Source organism: Vogesella margarita, assembly GCF_028548475.1.
Classification (GTDB): Bacteria; Pseudomonadota; Gammaproteobacteria; order Burkholderiales; family Chromobacteriaceae; genus Vogesella; species Vogesella margarita.
Window position 1 is genome coordinate 108,620 of record NZ_JAQQLE010000009.1, and the last position, 21,409, is coordinate 130,028.

The 21,409-nt window shown below is 65.0% G+C and carries 20 protein-coding genes and 3 tRNA genes; 9 read left to right on the top strand and 14 right to left on the bottom strand.

The window, feature by feature from the left end; genetic code table 11:
- Positions 1–87 precede the first annotated feature (87 nt).
- The 3 genes from PQU96_RS10990 (at position 88) to PQU96_RS11000 (ending at position 2,730) form a co-directional block, all read left to right on the top strand.
- On the top strand, positions 88–1,518 hold the full coding sequence (locus PQU96_RS10990; RefSeq protein ID WP_272772370.1) for a sensor histidine kinase: 1,431 nt from the start codon (positions 88–90) through the stop codon (positions 1,516–1,518).
- A complete protein-coding gene (locus tag PQU96_RS10995) occupies positions 1,515–2,135 on the top strand; it encodes a response regulator transcription factor (protein ID WP_272772371.1) in 621 nt (206 codons plus the stop codon). The genes PQU96_RS10990 and PQU96_RS10995 overlap by 4 nt, the downstream gene beginning before the upstream one ends.
- 112 nt (positions 2,136–2,247) lie before the next feature.
- Positions 2,248–2,730 carry a GlcG/HbpS family heme-binding protein gene (locus PQU96_RS11000; RefSeq protein ID WP_272772372.1) on the top strand — a complete coding sequence of 161 codons (483 nt, stop codon included), beginning with the start codon at positions 2,248–2,250 and terminating at the stop codon, positions 2,728–2,730.
- A gap of 152 nt (positions 2,731–2,882) precedes the next feature.
- On the opposite strand, the gene PQU96_RS11005 is transcribed toward PQU96_RS11000, so the two are convergent.
- The 12 genes from PQU96_RS11005 to PQU96_RS11060 all read right to left on the bottom strand — a co-directional run bounded on the left by PQU96_RS11005 (position 2,883) and on the right by PQU96_RS11060 (position 12,613).
- Positions 2,883–4,028 carry a trans-sulfuration enzyme family protein gene (locus PQU96_RS11005; protein ID WP_272772373.1) on the bottom strand — a complete coding sequence of 382 codons (1,146 nt, stop codon included), beginning with the start codon at positions 4,026–4,028 and terminating at the stop codon, positions 2,883–2,885.
- 91 nt (positions 4,029–4,119) lie between these two features.
- The gene (locus PQU96_RS11010) at positions 4,120–4,779 is read right to left on the bottom strand and encodes an amino acid ABC transporter permease (RefSeq protein ID WP_476345559.1); all 660 of its coding nucleotides are present in this window, start codon (positions 4,777–4,779) and stop codon (positions 4,120–4,122) included.
- Between the two features lie 63 nt (positions 4,780–4,842).
- A complete protein-coding gene (locus tag PQU96_RS11015; protein WP_272772375.1) occupies positions 4,843–5,622 on the bottom strand; it encodes a transporter substrate-binding domain-containing protein in 780 nt (259 codons plus the stop codon).
- 293 nt (positions 5,623–5,915) lie between these two features.
- Complete coding sequence (ychF, locus tag PQU96_RS11020) at positions 5,916–7,007, bottom strand: redox-regulated ATPase YchF (RefSeq protein ID WP_272772376.1); 1,092 nt, start codon at positions 7,005–7,007, stop codon at positions 5,916–5,918.
- A 121-nt stretch (positions 7,008–7,128) separates the two neighbouring features.
- A complete protein-coding gene (gene pth, locus PQU96_RS11025) occupies positions 7,129–7,710 on the bottom strand; it encodes an aminoacyl-tRNA hydrolase (RefSeq protein ID WP_272772377.1) in 582 nt (193 codons plus the stop codon).
- 89 nt (positions 7,711–7,799) lie between these two features.
- Positions 7,800–8,087: a 50S ribosomal protein L25 gene (gene rplY, locus PQU96_RS11030; RefSeq protein ID WP_272772378.1), complete on the bottom strand. Its 288-nt coding sequence runs from the start codon at positions 8,085–8,087 to the stop codon at positions 7,800–7,802.
- A 71-nt stretch (positions 8,088–8,158) separates the two neighbouring features.
- Positions 8,159–9,142, bottom strand: a complete 984-nt coding sequence (locus PQU96_RS11035) for a ribose-phosphate pyrophosphokinase (RefSeq protein WP_189351774.1) — start codon at positions 9,140–9,142, stop codon at positions 8,159–8,161.
- 88 nt (positions 9,143–9,230) lie between these two features.
- Positions 9,231–9,307 (bottom strand) — tRNA-Gln (locus PQU96_RS11040).
- Between the two features lie 24 nt (positions 9,308–9,331).
- Positions 9,332–9,408, bottom strand: a tRNA-Gln gene (locus tag PQU96_RS11045).
- Between the two features lie 9 nt (positions 9,409–9,417).
- Entirely contained in the window at positions 9,418–10,272 is an 855-nt protein-coding gene (ispE, locus tag PQU96_RS11050) for a 4-(cytidine 5'-diphospho)-2-C-methyl-D-erythritol kinase (protein WP_272772379.1), read from the bottom strand.
- Positions 10,269–10,859, bottom strand: a complete 591-nt coding sequence (lolB, locus tag PQU96_RS11055; protein ID WP_272772380.1) for a lipoprotein insertase outer membrane protein LolB — start codon at positions 10,857–10,859, stop codon at positions 10,269–10,271. The genes ispE and lolB overlap by 4 nt, the downstream gene beginning before the upstream one ends.
- Entirely contained in the window at positions 10,856–12,613 is a 1,758-nt protein-coding gene (locus PQU96_RS11060) for a tetratricopeptide repeat protein (RefSeq protein ID WP_272772381.1), read from the bottom strand. The genes lolB and PQU96_RS11060 overlap by 4 nt, the downstream gene beginning before the upstream one ends.
- Before the next feature lie 79 nt (positions 12,614–12,692).
- On the opposite strand from PQU96_RS11060, the gene mutM reads away from it, so the two are divergent.
- The 3 genes from mutM (at position 12,693) to PQU96_RS11075 (ending at position 15,889) form a co-directional block, all read left to right on the top strand.
- Positions 12,693–13,508: a bifunctional DNA-formamidopyrimidine glycosylase/DNA-(apurinic or apyrimidinic site) lyase gene (gene mutM / locus PQU96_RS11065; protein WP_272772382.1), complete on the top strand. Its 816-nt coding sequence runs from the start codon at positions 12,693–12,695 to the stop codon at positions 13,506–13,508.
- A 34-nt stretch (positions 13,509–13,542) separates the two neighbouring features.
- Positions 13,543–14,331: a lysophospholipid acyltransferase family protein gene (locus PQU96_RS11070; RefSeq protein WP_272772383.1), complete on the top strand. Its 789-nt coding sequence runs from the start codon at positions 13,543–13,545 to the stop codon at positions 14,329–14,331.
- A 232-nt stretch (positions 14,332–14,563) separates the two neighbouring features.
- Complete coding sequence (locus PQU96_RS11075; protein WP_272772384.1) at positions 14,564–15,889, top strand: dicarboxylate/amino acid:cation symporter; 1,326 nt, start codon at positions 14,564–14,566, stop codon at positions 15,887–15,889.
- 96 nt (positions 15,890–15,985) lie between these two features.
- On the opposite strand, the gene PQU96_RS11080 is transcribed toward PQU96_RS11075, so the two are convergent.
- Positions 15,986–16,813, bottom strand: coding sequence for a symmetrical bis(5'-nucleosyl)-tetraphosphatase (locus PQU96_RS11080; protein WP_272772386.1), 828 nt, complete (start codon positions 16,811–16,813; stop codon positions 15,986–15,988).
- A 329-nt stretch (positions 16,814–17,142) separates the two neighbouring features.
- On the opposite strand from PQU96_RS11080, the gene PQU96_RS11085 reads away from it, so the two are divergent.
- Positions 17,143–19,158, top strand: a complete 2,016-nt coding sequence (locus tag PQU96_RS11085; protein WP_272772388.1) for a UvrD-helicase domain-containing protein — start codon at positions 17,143–17,145, stop codon at positions 19,156–19,158.
- 81 nt (positions 19,159–19,239) lie between these two features.
- Here PQU96_RS11085 and PQU96_RS11090 read toward each other — a convergent pair whose 3' ends face one another.
- Complete coding sequence (locus tag PQU96_RS11090) at positions 19,240–19,977, bottom strand: c-type cytochrome (RefSeq protein WP_272772389.1); 738 nt, start codon at positions 19,975–19,977, stop codon at positions 19,240–19,242.
- Positions 19,978–20,141: 164 nt separating this feature from the next.
- On the opposite strand from PQU96_RS11090, the gene PQU96_RS11095 reads away from it, so the two are divergent.
- Together PQU96_RS11095 and PQU96_RS11100 are read left to right on the top strand one after the other, a co-directional pair.
- Positions 20,142–20,218: transfer RNA gene (locus PQU96_RS11095), tRNA-Arg, on the top strand.
- Between the two features lie 253 nt (positions 20,219–20,471).
- Entirely contained in the window at positions 20,472–21,350 is an 879-nt protein-coding gene (locus PQU96_RS11100; RefSeq protein ID WP_272772391.1) for an NUDIX hydrolase, read from the top strand.
- Positions 21,351–21,409: the final 59 nt, after the last annotated feature.

Below are 21,409 nucleotides of genomic sequence, written 5' to 3' on the forward strand. Positions count from 1 at the left end.
GGCAAGCGAAACAAGCCTGCCCGCGGCAGCACCGGCTCCGTAGTGCTACGGAAAGCCGGGCGCCGACGGCAGTGCCATAATGCCGGCATGACATCCCCGCGCCCCTATCTGCTGCCTGCCAGCTGGCTGCTGCTAAGCCTGCTCGCCGGCGGCGTGCTGCTGCTGGCCGGCGTCAGCCAGCAACGCAGCCAGTTCCAGCAAAACAGCAGCATCGCCCACCGCCTGCTCAGCCAGAAGATGGTGCAGCACGAGGCGGTGCTGGCCACCCTCGCGCTACAGCAACGACCGCCGCCAGCGGCCGAGCTGCTGGCCGGCCTGCGCCCGGCGATGCCGCAGCTACTGGCGCTGGGTCTGCTGCGAGACGGTCGCTGGCTGGGCAGCGGCAGCACACCGCCGCCACTGGCCGCCACCCTGCTGCGGGCAAGGCAACGGCAGCGCATCCAGACCCAGTCCGCCGACGCCGCGCAATACTGGCTGGTGGCCCCCTCCGGCTGGAGCCTGCTGCTCGACAGCCGCCGCCTGCTGGCGCCCGGCGAATGGCCGGCCGGCCTGCAGCGGGTAGCGCTGCAACTGCCCGGCGGTACCAGCACGCTGCTGAACCAGCCGATGCCGGCCTGGGGCTGGCCGATGGCGCTCGACAAGCCGCTGCCGACCAGCGCGCAGCCGTTCACCTTTCACAGCCGGCAACGCTACGGCATCGCGCAGTGGCCGTGGCTGAGCTGGCTGGCCACGAGCACGGTGCTGGCGCTGCTCCTGGCCTGGCTGCACAGCCGCCGGCTGGCGCGGCAACAGGCGCAGCGCGAGCGGGAACAGGCAAGGTTGGCCGCAGTCAGCCGCCTCAGCACCCTGGGCGAGATGGCCGCCGGCATGGCGCACGAGCTGAACCAGCCGCTGACCGCCATCCTCGCCAACCTGCGCGCCTGCCAGCGGCTGCTGGACGACGACGACGAGCGCGACACCGTGCGCCAGGCGCTGGCCAGCAGCGCGGCGCAGGCCAAGCGTGCCGGCGACATCATCGCCCGCCTGCGCGCGCTGGTGACGCAGCAGGCGCCACGGCCACTGGCCGGCATCGACAGCGCCGCGCTGCTGGCTTCGGTGCAGGATCTGCGCCAGACCGAACTGGCGGCACAGGGCATCCGCCTGCACTGTCTTGATGCCAGCCTCGGACAGCGACCACTGGCCGATGGCGTGGCGCTGGAGCAGATCGTGCACAACCTGCTGCAGAACGCGGTCGACGCGCTGGCCGGCCAGCCCGGCAGCATCGACATCCGCGCCGACATCGACGCCGGCCGCTACCGGCTGCAGGTCCGCGACAGCGGCCCCGGCATCGCCGAGCCCGACCTGCCGCAACTGTTCCAGCCCTTCTTCAGCACCAAGCCCGGCGGCATGGGGTTGGGTCTGAGCCTGTGCGAGACGCTGGCGCACAGCCTGCACGGCCGGCTCACCGCGGCCAACCTGCCCGCCGGCGGCGCCTGCTTCACGCTGAGCCTGCCGCTGGCCGACAAGGAAACACCATGAACCAGCAACACTCCCCGCTGATCTACCTGGTCGACGACGACGACGCGGTGCGCGACGCACTGGCGCTGCTGCTGAAAAGCGTCGGCCTGCGCGCCGAGGGTTTCGCCAGCCCGCAGCAGTTCCTCGCGCAGCACGACCGCCACGGCATCGGCTGCGTGGTGCTGGACATCCGCATGCCCGGCATCAGTGGGCTGGACGTGCTCGACACCCTCTCCGCCGGCAGCGACCTGCCGGTGATCATGCTCACCGGCCACGGCAACGTCGACCTGTGCCGGCGCGCGTTCAAGAGCGGTGCGGTGGAATTCCTGCAGAAGCCGGTGGACGACGACCTGTTCCTCGACGCCGTGCAAAAGGCGGTGCGCCAGCACATCGGCAGCCGCGAACGGCAGGCGGCCACCTTGGCCGCAAGGGAGAAACTGGCGCGGCTGTCCGGGCGCGAGCTGGAAGTGCTGCAGCGCATCGCCGACGGCCTGAGCAACAAGGAGATCGCGCGCGAGCTGGCGCTGTCGCCGCGCACGGTGGAAACCTATCGCGCCAACGTGTTCGCCAAGCTGGAGGTCGACACCCTGGCGCAGCTGATCCGCCACTACCTGGCGCTGCTGCCGGATGGCGCCTGACGCCCCTCCGTAGCACTACGGAGGCGGCGGCGTAATCGACCGAATGTTGCCATCGCCGGTGTTTGCCTAAGATGAAGCCATCCCTCGCCCCACAATGAACAGGAGCTTCACCATGATCCGCACCACCTGCACCGCCCTGCTGCTCGCCACCGCCACCCTGGCCCAGGCCGCCCCCGTGACCGAACGCAATATCTCGCTGGCAGATGCCCACAAGCTGGCCGCCGACGCCGTGGCGCAGTGCCAGGCCAAGGGCTGGAACGTGGCGGTGAGCGTGGTCGACCGCGCCGGCAACCTGAAAGCCTTCGCCCGTGCCGACAACGCCGGTACCCACACCATCGAGGCCAGCCGCGCCAAGGCGTTCACCTCCGCCTCCGCCAAGGCGCCGACCCAGACGATGATGGAAAACGCGCAGAAGAATCCGGGCGCGGCCAACCTGACCGACATCCCGGGCTTCCTGCTGCTGGGCGGCGGCGTGCCGCTGAAGGTCGGTAACGAGGTGATCGGTGCCATCGGCATCGGCGGCGCGCCGGGCGGCCATCTGGACGAGCAGTGCGCGCTGGCCGCCATCGACGCCAACGCGGCGATGTTCAAGTAAACCCAGCCCGCGTTTCGCAGCATGAAAAAAGCCACGCGCAAGCGTGGCTTTTGTTTTCCCAGGCTGAGTTGCGCCCAAGGTTGGCCGCAAGCGCAAACGACAAGGCCACGCCCGATGGGCGTGGCCTTGTGCTTTTCAGGGCAAGCGCCGGCTCAGTCCGCCAGTGCCTGCGCGAGATCGGCGAGGATGTCGCCGATGTCTTCCACGCCGATGGACAGCCGCAGCTGGCCGTCGCGGATGCCCAGCGCCGCCTTCTGCTCCGGCGGCATGCCGCCGTGCGACATGGTGTAGCTGTGGTTGACCAGCGACTCCACCCCGCCCAGCGATTCGGCCAGCAGGAACAGCTGCAGCTTGCCGGCGATACGGCTGGCGGCGGCGCGGCTGTTGTCCTTCAGGTAGACGGTGACGATGCCGCCGAAGCGGCGCATCTGCCGTTTCGCCAGCTCATGGCCCGGGTGGTCGGGCAGGCCGGGGAAGAACACCTTCTCGATCGCCGGATGACCCTGCAGGAAGGCGGCGACCTTCTCGGCGTTGTCGCAGTGGCGCTCCATGCGCAGCGCCAGCGTCTTGATGCCGCGCAGGGTCAGGAAACAGTCCTGCGGCCCCGGTACCGCGCCGGCGGCGTTCTGGATGAACTTGATCGCCTTGAACAGCGCCTCGTCGTTGACTGCCACCAGCCCCAGCAGCACGTCGGAGTGGCCGCCCAGGTACTTGGTGGCCGAGTGCATCACGATGTCGGCGCCCTGGTTCAGCGGGTTCTGCAGGTAGGGCGTGGCGAAGGTGTTGTCCACCGCCACGGTCACGCCGCGGGCGTGGGCGATGGCCGACAGCGCGGCGATGTCCACCATGTTCAGCAGCGGGTTGGTCGGCGTTTCCAGCCACAGCAGGCGGGTGTTGTCGCCGATCAGTGCCTCAAGGTTGGCCGCATCGGTCAGGTCGGCAAAGGTGACGGTGATGCCCTGCGCCGCCATCACCTTGGTCAGGATGCGATAGGCGCCGCCGTACAGGTCGGCCACCGCGATCACCTCGTCGCCGGGCTTGAGCGTGGCGCGCAGCACCGCGTCGATCGCGGCCATGCCGCTGGCAAACGCCATGCCGTGGGCGGCGTCTTCCAGCGCCGCGAAGTTGGCCTCCAGTACCGCGCGCGTGGGCGTGCCAGTGCGGGCGTAGGCGAACTCCAGCGACTCGCCCACCGCGTCGTGGGCAAAGGCGGAAGTCTGGTAGATAGGCGGCATTACCGCGCGCTGGTGGTCGTGGTAATCGAATCCGGCGTGGATCGCCTTGGTGGCAAATTTCATCAGCAACTCCGTAATCTTCCGGCTTGCGGCCAACGTTGGCCGCAAGCGCAAATCGGTAAGCCGGACGCCGCACAGCGGCGTTCCGCCAACATCAGCGCTGGTAGGCGCGGTGCAGCTTGCGTTCCACCCGCTTCTGCACCTGCTCGAAAGCGGCGCTCAGCACCCAGTAGATGGCGGCCGCCATCAGGTACAGCGGCAAGGGCTGGAAGGTCTGGGCAATCACGTCCTTGGTCGCCATCATCAGCTCGGACACGGTAATCACCGACACCAGCGAGGTGTCCTTGATCAGCGAGATCAGGCTGTTGGCCAGGCTCGGCACCGCCAGTCGCACCGCCTGCGGCGCGATGACGAAGCGCACCGCCTGCCACCAGCCCAGCCCCAGCGACAACGCCGCGTCCCACTGTCCGCGCTCGACCCCGGCCATCGCGCCGCGCAGGCTTTCCGACAGGTAGGCCGCCACGTTCAGCGTCAGCGCCAGAATGCCGGCGGTCACCGGCTCGAATTCGATACCGACACTGGGCAGGCCGTAGTAGATGACAAAAATCTGCACCAGCAGCGGCGTGCCGCGCATCATGCTGACGTACAGCGCCGCCAGCTGCGACAGCAGCGGCACCTTTGCAATGCGCACCAGCGCCACCGCGAAGCCCAGCGCCAGCCCCAGCACCATCGACGACACCGCGAACAGCAAGGTATAGCCGACACCGGTCATCAGCACCGGGACGGCAGTCTTTGCCAACTCAAGCCATTCCATCATTCATCCTTCAAATACAAACGCCCCCGCGACTGGCGGAGGCGTCAAGGTTGGCCGCAACGCTCAGCGTGCGCCCGGTGCCTTCGAGACGTCGATACCGAACCACTTCACCGAGATCTTCTTGAAGCTGCCGTCCTTGTGCAGGGCGTTCAGCGCGCCGTCCAGCGCCGCCTTGAACTTAGGATTGCCCTTGGCGAACGGGATGCCCATCTGCGTCGCACTGCCCACCGCGGCGCCCGCCTTCAGCGGCAGCTTGGCTTCCTTGATCGCGAACGGGATCAGCAGGCTGTCGTTGATGCCGGCATCGATACGGCCGGTCGCCAGATCCTGGAAGATTTCCGGAGCCGACGGGTAGAACTTGGACTCGATGCTGCCCTGCGCCTTCACCATCTCGGCGTAGTTGCTGCCCTGGGTCACGCCCATCTTCTTGCCGGCGAGATCGGCCAGGCTCTTGAAGCTGCGGGTCTCGTTCTTGCGCACGATCAGCTGCGCGCTGGAGAGGGTATACGGCTGCGAGAAGTCGAACACTTCCTTGCGCTTGTCGGTGATCGACACCTGGTTCATCACCACGTCGAACTTGCCGCCCTGCAGGCCGGCCAGGAGGCCGCTCCACTCGCCGGTGATGAATTCCGGCTTCAGCTTCAGCTTCTGCGCCAGTGCCGCGCCCAGCTCCACCTCGAAACCGGTCAGCTTCTGGTCCTTGTCCTTGAAGTTGAACGGCGGGTAGGTACCTTCCAGTGCGATCTTCAGCGTGCCGCGCTGCTTCACGGTGTCCAGCAGATCGGCCGCGTAAACGTTGGCCGCCATGCCCAGCAACGTCAGGGTAAGCACTACTTTTTTCATTTTTTATTCCTTTTTGGTATTGATTTTAAAATCAATAAAACAGAAAGAACTATAACAAAGCCAACCGCTTTGCTCCAGCCTTGGCAGCGAATGAAAATGCATAAGCACATCACCAAAAGCGGATAACAGCGGTGCCGGGTCAGCGGCAATCCAGAGCGCGATTGTACGCAATATCCCGCGCGCTGGCGCGGCCGTGTTGCCTGTCAGCAGCACAGGACCGTTACGGCAATGAAAAAGCCCGGCTGGCAACCGGGCTTGCTGATGCCATCGCGGCCGGCATGGCCGCAAACGGCTTAGACGTTGAACAGGAAGTTCAGCACATCGCCGTCCTGTACCACGTAGTCCTTGCCTTCGGCACGCATCTTGCCGGCCTCCTTCGCCTTGGCTTCGCCGCCGTAGGCAACGAAATCGGCGTAGGAGATGGTCTGCGCGCGGATGAAGCCGCGTTCGAAGTCGGTGTGGATCACGCCGGCCGCCTGCGGCGCGGTGTCGCCGACGTGGATGGTCCAGGCGCGCACTTCCTTCACCCCGGCGGTGAAGTAGGTCTGCAGACCCAAGAGCTTGTAGCCGGTGCGGATCAGGCGATTGAGGCCCGGTTCTTCCAGGCCCATGTCGGCCAGGAACTCCGCCTTGTCGGCGTCGTCGAGGTCGGCGATCTCGCTCTCGATGGCGGCACACAGCGCCACTACCGGCGCGCCTTCAGCCTCGGCCAACGCCTTCAGCTTGTCCAGGTGCGGGTTGTTCTCGAAGCCGTCTTCCGCCACGTTGGCGACGTACATCGCCGGCTTGATGGTCAGCAGGCACAGCGGCTTGAGCAGCGCGATCTCGTCCGCGTCCAGCTTCATGCTGCGTACCGGCTTGCCTTCGTTCAGGTGCGGCATCAGTTTTTCCAGCAGCGCCACCAGCTTCTGCGCGTCCTTGTCGCCGGCACGGGCCTTCTTGCCGTCACGGATGATGGCTTTTTCCACCGCCGACATGTCGGCCAGCGCCAGTTCGGTGCCGATGGTTTCCAGGTCGGCGATCGGGTCGACACGACCGGCAACGTGCACCACGTTGTCGTCGTCAAAGCAGCGCACCACGTTGACGATGGCGTCGGTCTCGCGGATGTTGGCCAGGAACTTATTGCCCAGGCCCTCGCCCTTGGAGGCGCCAGCCACCAGACCGGCGATGTCGACGAATTCGACGATGGCCGGCTGGGTCTTCTGCGGGTTGACGATCTTGCACAGCTCGTCCAGGCGCGGATCCGGCACTTCCACGATGCCGACGTTAGGCTCGATGGTGCAGAACGGATAGTTGGCCGCTTCGATACCGGCCTTGGTCAGTGCATTGAACAGGGTGGACTTGCCGACGTTGGGCAGACCGACGATACCGCATTTCAGACTCATGGGAATTCCTCGAATTTTCCGGCCTGCGCGCTGGGCGCCGCAGGCATTGACCGGTGGCATTGTACCACCTGGCCGATCATTTTTTGTGCACTCGGGCTTGGCCGCAGGCTGCGGCCAACGTTTACTTGGCGGCGGTGTGCAGCGTCTTCATCGCCGCCGCGCTGTTGCCGGCCAGCACGTCCGGCATCACCTGCAGCGCCTTGGCAATGGCATCGTCGATCGCCTGCTGCTCTTCGGCGCGCGCCTTTTTCAGCACGAAGTTGGCGACCTCGTTGCGGTCGCCGGGATGGCCGATGCCGATGCGCAGGCGCCAGAAATTGGGCGAACCCAGCTTGGCGATGATGTCCTTCAGGCCGTTGTGGCCGCCGTGGCCGCCGCCCTGCTTCAACCGCGCCGCGCCCGGCGGCAGGTCCAGCTCGTCGTGTACCACCAGGATTTCTTCCGGCGCGATCTTGTAGAAGCGCGCCAGCGCGCCCACCGCCTGGCCGGACAGGTTCATGTAGGTCATCGGCTTGAGCAGCCACAGCTCGCCTGCGGCCAAGGTGGCGCGCGATACCTCGCCGAAATACTTGCCCTCGCCACGCAGCGGTGCCTTGTGCTGCCAGGCCAGTTCGTCCACCAGCCAGAAGCCTGCGTTATGGCGCGTTCTTTCGTATTCCGGCCCGGGATTTCCCAGCCCCACCACCAGACGGATTGCCGACATTCTCTTGATCCCAACAATGAAAAACCCGCTGCGGAGCGTATCAGCAGCGGGCCTCGTACCGCACCGTCAAACGGTGAGGCGCTTAAGCATTACACACGAATGAAGTCGATGTGCAGCACCAGTTGCTTGAACGGGTGGTTCTGGAAAGCAGCAACCTTGACTTGCTCTTTCTGACCGTCGATCACCAGATCCAGCACTTCGTTGTGGAAGGCTTCGGTTTTCAGTGCGTAGTACATGGTGTTGTGGTCCAGGGAGATGGACACGGCTTCCTTGCCTGCGCCGTAAACGACAGCAGGGGTTTGACCAGCGCGACGCAGGCGGCGGCTCGCACCAGTACCTTCCAGAACGCGCTTGGTAGCGATAACTTCGATTGCCATTTGAATAACTCCAGTTAAGCTTTGCAGCTTGATTTAAATCTCCAGCCCACCGCGACCAGTGGGCTGAACGTTTACGGCAGGCAGGCGCCCGACGAAACCAGATCCTCATTGAAGAGGTAGGACACCGATTCTTCGTTGTTGATGCGACGCAGGGTTTCTGCGATCAGGCCACCAATCGATACCACGCGGATGCGGCTGCTCTGCTTGGCTTGCGCCGACAGCGGAATGGTATCGGTGATCACGACTTGGTCGATGTCCGAATTGTTGATGCGATCCACGGCCTGGCCGGAGAAGATGGCGTGCGAGGCGTAGGCCAGCACGCGCTCGGCACCGCGCTCTTTCAGCGCGGAAGCGGCCTTGCACAGGGTGTTCGCGGTGTCGATCATGTCGTCGACGATCAGGCAGGTACGGCCCTGCACGTCACCGATGATGTTCATCACTTCGGCCACGTTGGCCTTTGGACGACGCTTGTCGATGATCGCGAGATCGGTATTCAGCGCCTTGGCCACGGCACGGGCGCGGACCACGCCGCCCACGTCCGGGCTGACCACGATCAGGTCTTCGATGCGCTGCGAGCGGATGTCCTTCAGCAGTACCGGGGTCGCGTACACGTTGTCCACCGGCATGTCGAAGAAGCCCTGGATCTGGTCGGCGTGCAGGTCGACGGTCAGCACGCGGTCGATGCCGGCGCTGGTCAGCATGTTGGCCACCAGTTTGGCGGTGATCGGCACACGGGCGGAACGCGGACGACGATCCTGGCGCGCGTAACCGAAATACGGAATCGCGGCGGTAATACGACCGGCAGAGGCGCGCTTGAGCGCGTCAGCCATGGTCAGGATTTCCATCAGGTTGTCGTTGGTCGGCGCACAGGTCGACTGCAGGATGAACACGTCGCGACCGCGCACGTTTTCCAGCAGCTCCACCGCGACTTCACCATCGCTGAACTTGCCCACATCGGCGCGGCCGAGGGAAATATCGAGGTGCTTGACCACGTTTTGTGCAAGTTCCGGATTTGCGGTACCGGTGAAGACCATCAAACTATCGTATGCAGCCATAATAAAAGAATTGCCTTAAATCGGTAGATAAAGAAAAAGCGTGTAAGGAGCCTTACACGCTTTTTTTCTTAGTTTACTCTCGTAAGCCTGGCTGAGGAGGAAGGATTCGAACCTTCGCATGCCGGAATCAAAATCCGGTGCCTTAACCAACTTGGCGACTCCCCAGTATTCTTTAATTGTGCAGTGTTTTGGCTGAGGAGGAAGGATTCGAACCTTCGCATGCCGGAATCAAAATCCGGTGCCTTAACCAACTTGGCGACTCCCCAGTAACCCTGCTATTCCCTGTCAAACATCGGATGTGCTGCCAACCCCTTGGCAACAAAGCCGCTGAATCGTGACGACAAGGACTGATATACTGTTTTTGCTTGATCTTCGTTACCGCATTCCAGAAATACACAGGCTCCGGAACCGGTCATCAACGGCGAGCCACATTCTCTTAATGCGCTCAAGGCTTCATTTACCGCTGGATACATTTGGCAAACAACGCTTTGCAAATCGTTTTGTTTTTGCGGCGTCGTTGCTAGGGTTCGCATTGTGGAGAAACTGACTGCCCCTGTCAACACCTGACGTGAAAATTCCTTGAAAACCGTCGCCGTCGGTACATGCACTGTTGGATGCAACACCACATACCAGGCTTCCGGCAGACTGATTTCGCTCAATTGTTCGCCGATACCGGTGGCGCGCGCATTGCGCCCGAAAATGAACACCGGCACGTCCGCCCCCAGCCGCACCCCCAGCTGCATCAGCGCCTCACGCGACAGGCCGCAGCCCCACAGGCGGTTGAGCGCCAGCAGCACGGTCGCCGCGTCGGAGGAGCCGCCGCCTAGGCCACCGCCCATCGGGATGCGCTTGTGCAGGCGCAGGCTGGCGCCTTGCGTGCTGCCGCTGGCCTGCTGCAACAGCCGCGCCGCGCGCACGGTGAGATCGCTGTCCGCCGGCACACCGGTAATCGGGTTCAGCAGCACGATGTCGCCATCGTCGCGTACGGCGATGTCGATGCTGTCGCACAGGTCGATGAAGCGAAAATCGCTGTCCAGCAGGTGGTAGCCATCGTCACGCTTGCCGGTGATCAGCAGGTTGAGGTTGAGCTTGGCCGGTGCCGGAAAGCTCTGGAACACGGGTTCGGTCATGGTGCAGGAAGGACGGTATCGGATTGCAGGGGAACGAACTGGCGCCAGTCGGACAGCACCAGGCGGATGCTCAACCCCTCGCGCTCCAGCTCGACGCGGCGTGGCTGCGCAGGGTTGGCCGCATCGCGGTGGATGCGGATCAGCCAGCCCTGCTGTAGCAGGTGGCCTTCCGGGGTGGTGGTGTAGGGAATCAGCGGCGCCGGGTGGCCGCGCACCCACCACACCAGATTGGCCAGCGGCAGCGGCCAGCCCAGCTGGCGCTCGGTCAGCGTCTCGACATCGCTGGCGAACTGCTCCTGGCCGTCGGCCAGCAGGGTGACGCCGTGGCTGTCGCGGTGCAGGCTGGCCACGGTATTGCCCACCGGCGTCCTGATCGCCAGTTGGTCGTCGTCCGGCGTGTGCTGCCAGTCAAAACCGGCGACATGGCCCTTGCCGTCCAGATTCACCGCCAGCCGTCCCCCGACATCGAAGGGCTGGTCCCGCACCAGCGGCTGCAGTGGCGCGGCACTGGATGGCACCTCCTGGAACGAGGCGCAGCCGGCGAGCAGCCACAGCGGCAGCAGCAGTAACAGCCAGCGTACGATCATGGCAGCAGGCGTTGCAGGGTTTCACGCAGCACCGGGTGATCCGGCTCCTTCTTGCGCGCCTCGGCCCACACCTTGCGCGCCTCGTCGAGACGCCCCGACTGCCACAGCACCTCGCCCAGATGGGCGGCCACCTCGGCGTCCGGCATGCTGGCGTAGGACGTCTGCAGGTATTGCAACGCCTGCTCCAGCTTGCCGAGCTTGTAGTACACCCAGCCCAGGCTGTCGAGGATCATCGGGTCGTCCGGAGCCGCCTGGTGTGCCTTCTCCACGTAGGCCAGCGCCTCGCGGTAGCGGGTAGTGTGGTTGCTGAGCGCGTAGCCCAGCGCATTCATCGCGTGCACGTGGTCAGGCACCAGTTCCAGCACCTGCAGCAGGTCTTTTTCCGCCAGCGGAAACTGTCCGTCCTGCTCCGACAGCAGCGCGCGGTCGTACAGCAGTTCGGTGGCACGCGGCTGGCGCTGCAGTCCCTGGTTCAGCAACGTCATCGCCTGCGCGCGGTCGCCGGCATTCTTGGCGATCTGCGCCTGCAGCGCGACCACCCGCACCAGCTGGTTGCCGTCGCCGGTCAGAGGCTGCAGATCGTTGATCGCCTGCTGCCAGTTGCCGCCCTCGGCGTCCAGCTGCGCCAGACGCAGCCGTGCCGGCAGGTAATTCTCGCCCTGCCCCACTTGCTGGTACCAGTGACGCGCCTGTTGCGACTGTTTCTGTTCGTCCGCCAGCTGCCCCAGGGTGTAGCGCAGGGAGTCGGCATCGGCGTAACCGGCCTGCAGCGCGGCCTCCAGCTGACGGCGCGCCAGCGGCAGGTTGCCGTTCTGGAATGCCAGCAGGCCGGCCATGTTCAGCAGTTCCGCCTGTTTCGGGTATTGTTGCAGCGCCTTTTCGGCGTGGCGCTGTGCGTCGGCGTAGCGCTTCTCGCTCGCCAGCAGCCGCACCATGGTCAGGTTCAATTCCAGGCTGGCGGCGGGGCGCAGCTGCAGTTGCGCCTGCAGGAAATCGATGGCGGAGGGCACCGAGTGGCGACGCAGGCGATCGACCTGCCACAGCAGCGGCAGGTCCCATTTCGGGGCAATCTGGGCGAGACGGGCGAACTCCTTGTCGACCTCGGCCTGCTCGCCGGCCTCGGCGGCCACCGCCAGGTGGGCGAAGCGCGCTTCCGGCAGTTCCGGATAGCGTTCGGCGAGGTCGCTGACCAGTTTCGCCGCGGCGACCCGGTCCGGCTGGCGCGCCAGCAGGCGTGCCAGCTGCACGAAGATGGCGCCGGCGCGCGCCGGTTGTCGCGCCAGCATGCCTTCCACCAGCGGCTGGCTTTCCGCCAGCTTGCCGGCGCGCAGCAGCGCGATCAGCAGCTGCTCGCGCGCCGAATCGGCATCCGGGTCCAGCTCGATCCACAGGGCCAGCGCCTCGGAGGCCTGCCGCACGTTGCCGGAGAACATCGCGAATTCGGAGGCGCGTTGCGCCACGCGCGGGTCGCGGGTTTCGCGCGCCAGTTGCAGGTAGGTTTCGGCGGCGACACCGGCGCCGCCGCGCTGCACCACGATCTCGCCGGCCAGCAGGCCGTACAGCCACTCCTCGCTCAGCTCCAGCTTGGGAATGCGCGGGTTGTCGACCGCTTCCGCCTCGACCGCCTCGTCGGCGAGATCCTCGGCCACCGCCTCGGCGCTGACGGTCGTCGCGGGAGGCGCGTGCGGAATACTGGCGCAGGCGGCCAGGGCAAGGGGAGCGAGTGCTGCGGCGATACGGAGTAGTGCGTTCATGCTTGGCCTAAACATCGGTTCAGACGGGTAGAATACCACGCCCATTCGTTTAATCATGCTCACGGCAAGGAAAACTGCAATGCCGGAATTGCCAGAAGTCGAAACCACCTGTCGCGGCATCGCGCCCCTGCTGCTGCACGCCACCATCCGTGACGTGATCGTGCGCGATGCGCGCCTGCGCTGGCCGGTGCCGCCGGATCTTGCGGCCAACCTTGCCGGCCGCCGTGTGCTCGGCATCAGCCGCCGCGCCAAGTACCTGCTCGTCGACTTCGAACACGGCACGCTGATCCTGCACCTGGGCATGTCCGGCAGCCTGCGCTTCGTGGCGCCGGGCACACCGCCGGAAAAGCATGACCATGTAGACATCGACCTGGGGCAAACGGTTCTGCGCTATCGCGATCCGCGCCGTTTCGGCGCCATCCTGTGGCAGCAGGGGCCGGTGGAAGCCCACCCGCTGCTGGCCAAGCTGGGGCCGGAGCCGCTGTCCTACGCCTTCGACGGCGCGGTGCTGCAGCAGGCGCTCCGTCGCCGCGGCAGCGCCATCAAGCTGGCGATCATGGACAACCACGTGGTGGTCGGCGTCGGCAACATCTACGCCAACGAGGCGCTGTTCCACGCCGGCATCCACCCGGCCCGCGCCGCCAACGGCCTCAGCGGCGAGGAGTGCGCGCGGCTGGCCGCCGAGATCAAGGCGGTGCTGGCGCGCGCCATCGACGCCGGCGGCAGCACGTTGCGCGACTTTGTCGACGCCAAGGGGAAACCGGGCTACTTCCAGCAAAGCTACATGGTCTACGGCCGCCGCGACCTGCCCTGCCACGTCTGCGGCAGCCTGATCCGCGAGCTGCGCCAGGGACAGCGCAGCTCCTGCTTTTGCCCGCATTGCCAGCCGTGTTAAATTGCGCCGCGTCGCCTGACTGATAAAGCCCATCGTGCATCGTCCCACCTCCTGGCCTACCCGCCTGCTCCGCCTCGGCCGCCTCGGCATGCACTTGCTGCGCGGCCTGCTGGTGATCGCCACCCGCTATCCGCACCTGTCGCAACCGGCCCGCGCGGTGATCACCCAGCGCTGGTCGCGGCACCTGCTACACATCCTGGCGATCAAGGTGCGCGTCCACGGTACGCCGCCGGCGGTGTATCCGGCCAACACGCTGGTGGTCGCCAACCACGTGTCGTGGCTGGACATCTTCGCGCTCAACAGCGTCACCGTGTCGCGCTTCGTGGCCAAGAAGGAGCTGCGCGACTGGCCACTGGCCGGTTTCCTAATCAAGAGCGCCGGCACCCTGTTCATCGACCGCAACAACCGCCGCGATGCCAGCCGCGTCAACGAACAGCTGGCCAAAGCCCTGCTGGACGGCGGCTGCATGGCGGTGTTCCCGGAGGCCACCACCTCCGACGGCCGCAGCCTGCTGCCGTTCAAGCCCTCGCTGTTCGAGGCCTCGCGCCTGGCGCACGCCACGGTGCAGCCGGTGGCGATCCGCTACCTGACCCCCGGCGGCCACTACTGCGCCGCCGCTGCCTACGCCGGCGACACCAGCTTCTGGCAGAGCCTATGCCTGATCCTGGCCTGCCGCGCCATGGTGGTGGAGCTGAACTACACCGCCGCCATCCCGCCCTACGACACCGCGCTGGCCAGCCGCTTCCAGCTGTCGGAAACCGCACGCGACGCCATCCGCGACGCGCTGCAGCTGCCGGCCGAGCCCGTCGCCGCCGCCGAATAGCCATCCAGGCCAGCCCCGGCCCGCACGCCGCCGGCATGGGGCATCACCGATGCTGCACCGCAGTAATGCCAGCCTGCTAGCCGGCAAAAGCCAATACGGAGATTCCCCAATAGGGTTTTCCGCGATGGGGAAATACCCAATGTTGGCGCCCTGTCCGTCTGCCGCATGATCCTCGCCAAGACGCAACACAGCGTGGGCGACCATCACGGCGCCAGACACAGGAGAGTGCACCATGCAGAAAAAACCCTTTTACAAGAGCCTGTATTTCCAGGTCATTGTCGCCATCGTACTGGGGGTGACCCTCGGGCACCTGATGCCGGAAGTCGGCGCCAAGCTGAAGCCACTGGGCGACGGTTTCATCAAGCTGGTCAAGATGATGATCGCCCCGATCATCTTCTGCACCATCGTGGTCGGCATTGCCGGCATGGAAGACATGAAGAAGGTTGGCCGCGTCGGCGGCAAGGCCTTGCTGTACTTTGAAGTGGTGACCACGATGGCACTGGCCATCGGTCTCCTGGTGGTGAACTTCGTGCAGCCGGGTGCCGGCATGAACATCGACCCGAGCACGCTGGACGCCGGTGCCATCGCCAAGTACACCGAGAAGGCCGCCGGCCAGAGCACGGTGGACTTCCTGCTGCACATCATCCCGCAAAGCGCGATCGGCGCCTTTGCCGAGGGCGAGATCCTGCAGGTGCTGCTGTTCTCGGTGCTGTTCGGTGCCGGCCTGTCGCTGATGGGCGAGCAGGGTAAACCGGTGCTGGGCTTCTTTGAAAAAGTGTCGCACGTGCTGTTCGCGATGATCGGCTTCATCATGAAGCTGGCCCCGATCGGTGCCTTCGGCGCGATGGCCTTCACCATCGGCAAGTACGGCGTCGGCAGCCTGGTGCAACTGGCCTCGCTGATGGGCACCTTCTACCTGACCTGCGTGCTGTTCGTCGGCCTGGTGCTGGGCACCATCGCCCGCTACTACGGTTTCAGCGTGTGGAAGCTGATCAAGTACATCAAGGAAGAGCTGCTGATCGTACTGGGTACTTCGTCCTCCGAATCCGCGCTGCCGCGCCTGATGACCAAGCTGGAGCAGCTCGGTTGCGCCAAGCCGGTGGTGGGCCTGGTGGTACCGACTGGTTACTCCTTCAACCTGGACGGCACCTCGATCTACCTGACCATGGCGGCCATCTTCATCGCCCAGGCCTGCAACATCGACCTGACCCTGACACAGGAGCTGACCATCCTCGGTGTGCTGCTGCTGACCTCCAAGGGTGCCGCCGGCGTCACCGGCTCCGGCTTCATCACCCTGGCCGCCACCCTGGCGGTGGTACCGGAAATCCCGGTTGCCGGTCTGGCGCTGATTCTGGGTATCGACCGCTTCATGTCCGAGGCCCGCGCCATCACCAACCTGATCGGCAACGCCGTCGCCACCGTGGTGGTCGCCAAGTGGGAAAACTCGCTGGACAGCGAACAGATGGCCCGCGAGCTGGCCAACCCGACGCCGATCAACCACGGCGCCCCGATCGAGGCGCCGCACCTGATCCGCGAAGTATCGCAAGAACTGAGCTGATCCCGGCCTGCCGGCCAAACACAAAGCCCCTGTCGCGAGACAGGGGCTTTTTTCTTGCGGCCAACGTTGGCCGCAGCCGCCGCGCCTTGCCTGGCCTTACTTGACCTTGCCGATCTGGCGGTACGGCGGGCACGGCAGCGAGAACTGGGCGCGGTCTTCCAGCCGCACCGCGGTCAGGCTGCCGCCCCACAGGCAGCCGCTGTCGATGGCCAGCACGTCCTCGGTCAGCATGAGCCCCAGCGCCGACCAGTGGCCGCAGACGATGGGCGTGTCCATGCTGCGCCGCCCCTCCACCGCGAACCACGGCTGCAGGGATGCCGGCGCGCTGTCCAGCTCGCCCTTGTAGGACAGGTCCAGCTCGCCGTCGCTGTTGATGAAGCGCATCCGCGTCATCGCGTTGATGATCAGCCGCCAGCGGTCCATGCCCTTCAGCTCGCCGTGCCAGCGCGAGGGCTTGTTGCCGTACAGCTTGGCGAACAGCTTGCGGTAGTCCTTGCCCGACAGCTCGTCCTCCACCTCCTCCGCCAGCCGCAGCGCCTTGTTGATACTCCACTCCGGCAGCAGGCCGGCGTGCACCATCGCGTAGCCCTGTTCGTAGATCATCAGCGGCTGGCAGCGCAGCCAGTCCAGCAGCAGCTTGCTGTCGGCGGCGTCCAGCACGTCGCCTATGGTGTCGTCGCTGTGGATCTTGCCGTAGCCCTCGGATACCGCCAGCAGGTGCAGGTCGTGGTTGCCGAGCACCATCTGCGTGCAGTCCTGGTGTTCGAACACCCAGCGCAGCACCGCCAACGATTCCGGGCCGCGGTTGACCAGGTCGCCGGTCAGCCACAGCGTGTCGCGGCCGGGGTTGAATTCAATCTGGCGCAAGAGCGCCATAAAGGGCGTGAAACAGCCCTGCAAATCGCCAATCGCGTAGGTGGCCATGTGTTGTTGTCCTGTTGATGAATGCGGCCAACCTTGGCCTGAGGGCCGGTTCACGATCTGCTACAACTGATCTCACGGGGCGATACCGCGTTGAAAATGCCTTCGGAATGCTGGTTTATATCTGGATAAACGCAGCTTCCTCAGCCGTTTTCGCCTTGTCTCGCGTGAGCGTACGAGATCGTGAGCACGCTCTGAGCCGTGCCGCAACGTCGCGCCCGCCGTCATTGCCACGGCGGCGCGCCGGCCGTCCATGATAAAGGAAAGCGCATGGCCGTATCGTGCCGCTGGCTCTACAATGCGCGCTGTCCATGAAAGATTGACGACATCCCATGTCCCTGCTGCAACTGAATCCGCCGCAACGCGCCGCCATCATGTCGCTGGACGGCCCGCTGCTGGTGCTGGCCGGCGCCGGCTCCGGCAAGACGCGGGTGATCACCCAGAAGATCGAGTACCTGATCCGCGAGGGCAATTACGACGCGCGCAACATCGCCGCCATCACCTTTACCAACAAGGCGGCGCGCGAGATGCTGGAACGCGTCGGCAAGCTGATGAACAGCCGCGAGCTGAAGGGCATCACCGTGTCGACCTTCCACTCGCTGGGCATGCAATTGCTGCGCCAGGAGGCGCCGCACCTGGGCTACAAGCCGCAGTTCTCCATCCTCGACAGCTACGATGCAGCCAAGATCATCTCGGACGTGCTCAAGACTACGCACAAGGACGAGGTGCGCAAGGTGCAAAGCCGCATCTCGCTGTGGAAAAACGAGCTGCTCGGCCCCGACGCCGCCATCGTGCAGGCCGACAACGAGTTCGACCGCATCTGCGCGATGACCTACGCCAGCTACCAGGCCACGCTCACCGCCTACCAGGCGATGGACTTCGACGACCTGATCCGCTTCCCGGTCGAGCTGTTCCTGAGCAACGCCGAGGTGCTGCAGAAGTGGCAGCACAAGCTGCGCTACCTGCTGATCGACGAATACCAGGACACCAACACCTGCCAGTACCAGCTGGTGAAGCTGCTCACCGGAACGCGCGGCATGTTCACCGCGGTGGGCGACGACGACCAGTCCATCTACGCCTGGCGCGGCGCCAACATGGAAAACCTGCGCCTGCTGCAGCACGACTTCCCCAGGCTGAAGGTGATCAAGCTGGAGCAGAACTACCGCTCCACCGCGCGCATCCTGCGTGCGGCCAACTCGGTGATTTCCAACAACCCCAAGCTGTTCGAGAAGCAACTGTGGAGTGAACTGGGCCTCGGCGAGCCGATCCACGTGGTGCAGTGCAAGGACGAGGAGCATGAGGCCGACGTGGTGGTGCAGCGCCTCTTGGCCCACAAGTTCGAGCACCGCACCGAGTTCAAGGACTACGCGATCCTCTACCGCGGCAACTACCAGGCGCGCATCTTCGAGCAGGCGCTGCGCAACCAGCGCATTCCCTACCAGATGGCCGGCGGGCAGAGCTTCTTCGACAAGCCGGAAATCAAGGACGTGCTCTCCTACCTGCGCCTGATCGCCAATCCCGACGACGACCCGGCCTTCATCCGCGCGCTGACCACGCCCAAGCGCGGCGTCGGCGCCACCACGCTGGAAAAGCTGGGTAGCTGGGCCGGCCAGCGCGGCAACAGCCTGTTCGCCGCCGCGCACGAGGAAGGCTTCCAGTTGCAGGTCGGCGCCGCGCAGCTCGCGCCGCTGCAGGACTTCTGCCGCTTCATCGTCAACCTGGAATACCGCGCCACGCGCGAGCCGGCCGGCGAGCTGGTGATGGAGATGCTGAAAGCGATCGGCTTCGAGGCCTGGCTGTACGACAGCGAGGACAGCCAGCGCGCCGCGGAAGTGAAGTGGAAGAACGTGATGGACCTGGTGGCCTGGCTGCAAAAGAAGGGCGAGGCCGACGGCAAGAACCTGATCGAGCTGTCGCAAACCATCGCGCTGATCACCATGCTGGAAGGGCGCGACGAGGGCGAGGTCGACGCGGTGAAGATGTCCACCCTGCACGCATCCAAAGGGCTGGAGTACCCGCACGTGTTCCTGATCGGCTGCGAGGAAGGCATCCTGCCGCACAGCGAATCGGTGGACAACGGCATGGTGGAGGAAGAACGGCGCCTGATGTACGTCGGCATCACCCGCGCCCAGCGCAGCCTGACGCTGACCTACTGCGTGAAGCGCCGCCGCGCCGGCGAGTGGCTATTCGTCGAGCCGTCGCGCTTCATCAGCGAAATCAACGGCGACGATATCCGCCACTTCGGCAAGCCCGGCGCCGAGCCCATCGTCAGCAAGCGCGAGGGCAAGAGCAAGCTCGCCAGCCTGATGGCCAGCCTGGACAGCAAGGTGCAGAAGCCGGAGGAGTGAGCGCCGCCTTGCGGCCAACCTTGGCCACAATAAAAAACGCCGCGCAACAGCGCGGCGTTTTTCATGACAACTACCGGTAACTTACTTGGCGGCGTTGGTCAGGTATTCCACGGCGGCACGGAACTCTGCATCGGAGCCGCCGAAACCACCCTTAGGCGGCATCGCGTTCAGGCCCTTGGTAGCGATCTTCACCACTTCGTCCAGACCCGGCTTCAGACGTGGCGCCCAGGCAGCCTTGTCGCCGAACTTCGGTGCACCGGCCGCGCCGGAGGCGTGACAGGCAACGCATACGCTCTCGTACACTTTCTTGCCAACTACCGCAGGATCGGCAGCAGCACCGCCTTCGGCACCACCCACTGGCGGCTCGGTGAACTTGCCACCGGCGGCGTTACCCATATAGGCCACTGCGCGCTTCAGTTCGTCGTCGGTCAGGTCGGCAGCGCCACCCTTGGCCGGCATCGCGTTGAAGCCTTGCAGCGCGTGCTGGGTCAGCGTATCCCAGCCCTTGGCAATACGCGGGCCCCAGGCGGCGGCATCGCCGAATTTCGGCGAACCGGCCAGACCGGCGCCGTGACAGGAAATACAGATGCCCTTGAACACCTGCTCGCCGGTACGCATACCCGGTGGTGCGTCGCTGGCCACGGATTCGCCGACCGGTTTCAGACGGGCGGCAACGGCTTCCTTGCTCATTACTTCCGCATTGACATCAAAACCGCTGGTGGCCAGTTTCGCCAGCAACCAGATACCCACCACGACCAGTACGACGATACCGAGCAAGATCGAGACGATCTGGCCTGGCGCTTTGGTTTCGTTACTCATTCCAGCCTCGCTGTAATAATGTCATTCAAAAATTGGGGAAATTATACGGAAAGCCCCAGCACAAGGCAAAGGCGGGAGGAACTTTCCGGAAATTCGTGAAACTGGCAGTCGCGACTGGACGCTGGGCGCCGCTATGCGCTATGATCCGCCTGCTTTTTTGCGCAGCACCCGTAGCTCAGTTGGATAGAGTGTCAGTTTCCGAAGCTGAAGGTCAGTGGTTCGATCCCACTCGGGTGCGCCAATCCGCCGGATTATCCGGCATCCCGCCGCAGTGTTCTTTGCGGATTGTCAAAGCAGCTTCCTCGTTGTGCCCCTCCCCAGCGTCTGCCGAATTTATATACCCTGAGCATGTCCCGTGCGCGGTCATTTCGCGCGATGTGTTGCAGCTACACACGCCGGCACCCGCGCCAAACGCCATCCTGCCGCAAATTCCTGCCCGTCGCGGCAAATCTCCGTAAGATGTCGCCTTCCCGAAGATTCAGGCAGGAGATGTCATGCAGTTGCAAGCCGTTACCGGCGCACTCGAGCAGATCGTGTGCTACGACAAGACCGGTTATTCCCCTCTCGAACTCGCAGGTCAGCGTATCGGCTGTGTCAACGACATCTGGCGCGAACGCCTGCTGACGCAGGAAGCGGCGATCTTCCGCGAGGAAAACGGCGTGCTGAAAGCGCTGGATGACGAACCGGACTTTGCCGCCCGCAGCGCCACCCTCGCCGCCGCCGCGCTGCGCTGGCGTGACGCCGGCTGGCTCAACGGCTGGCGCGACGAGCAGTTCACCGCCTACTTCACCGACGGCACGCCGGCCTTCGCGATGGAGCGCGCCGCGTTCCGTCCGCTGGGCCTGACCAGCCGCGCGGTGCACCTCAACGGCCTGCAGCGCATGGCCGACGGCGAGATCCGCATGTGGGTCGGCCGCCGCAGCCCGTTCAAGGACGTGGCGCCCAACCGCCTCGACAACCTGATGGGCGGCGGCATCGCCGCCGGTGAAAGCATCCAGATCGCGCTGGAGCGCGAAGGCTGGGAAGAAGCCGGCATTCCGCCGACGCGGCTGGAGCTGCTGCCGCAGACCGCGCTCTTGCTGGCCGAGCGCCCGGTGCCGCGCGGCCTGCACCGCGAATGGCTGTACGTGTTCGACCTGTGGCTGAAGGAAGGCGAAATCCCGCAGAACCAGGACGGCGAAGTGGCCGAGCACGTGCTGATGCCGCTGGCGGAAGTGGAACAGCACCTGGTCAACGGCCAGTTCATGAGCGACGCCGCGCTGACCGCCATCGACTGCATGGCGCGCTTGGGCTACTGGGGCGACGATGCCACACTGCACGCGCTGCTGGCCGGAGTGCGCGGCGTGCCCGGCACCGATACCGCCGGCCGCTGAGAACCTGTTCACGATCTGCTGCGACTGATCTCAACAAGGGCGACACGGCGTTAAGTACG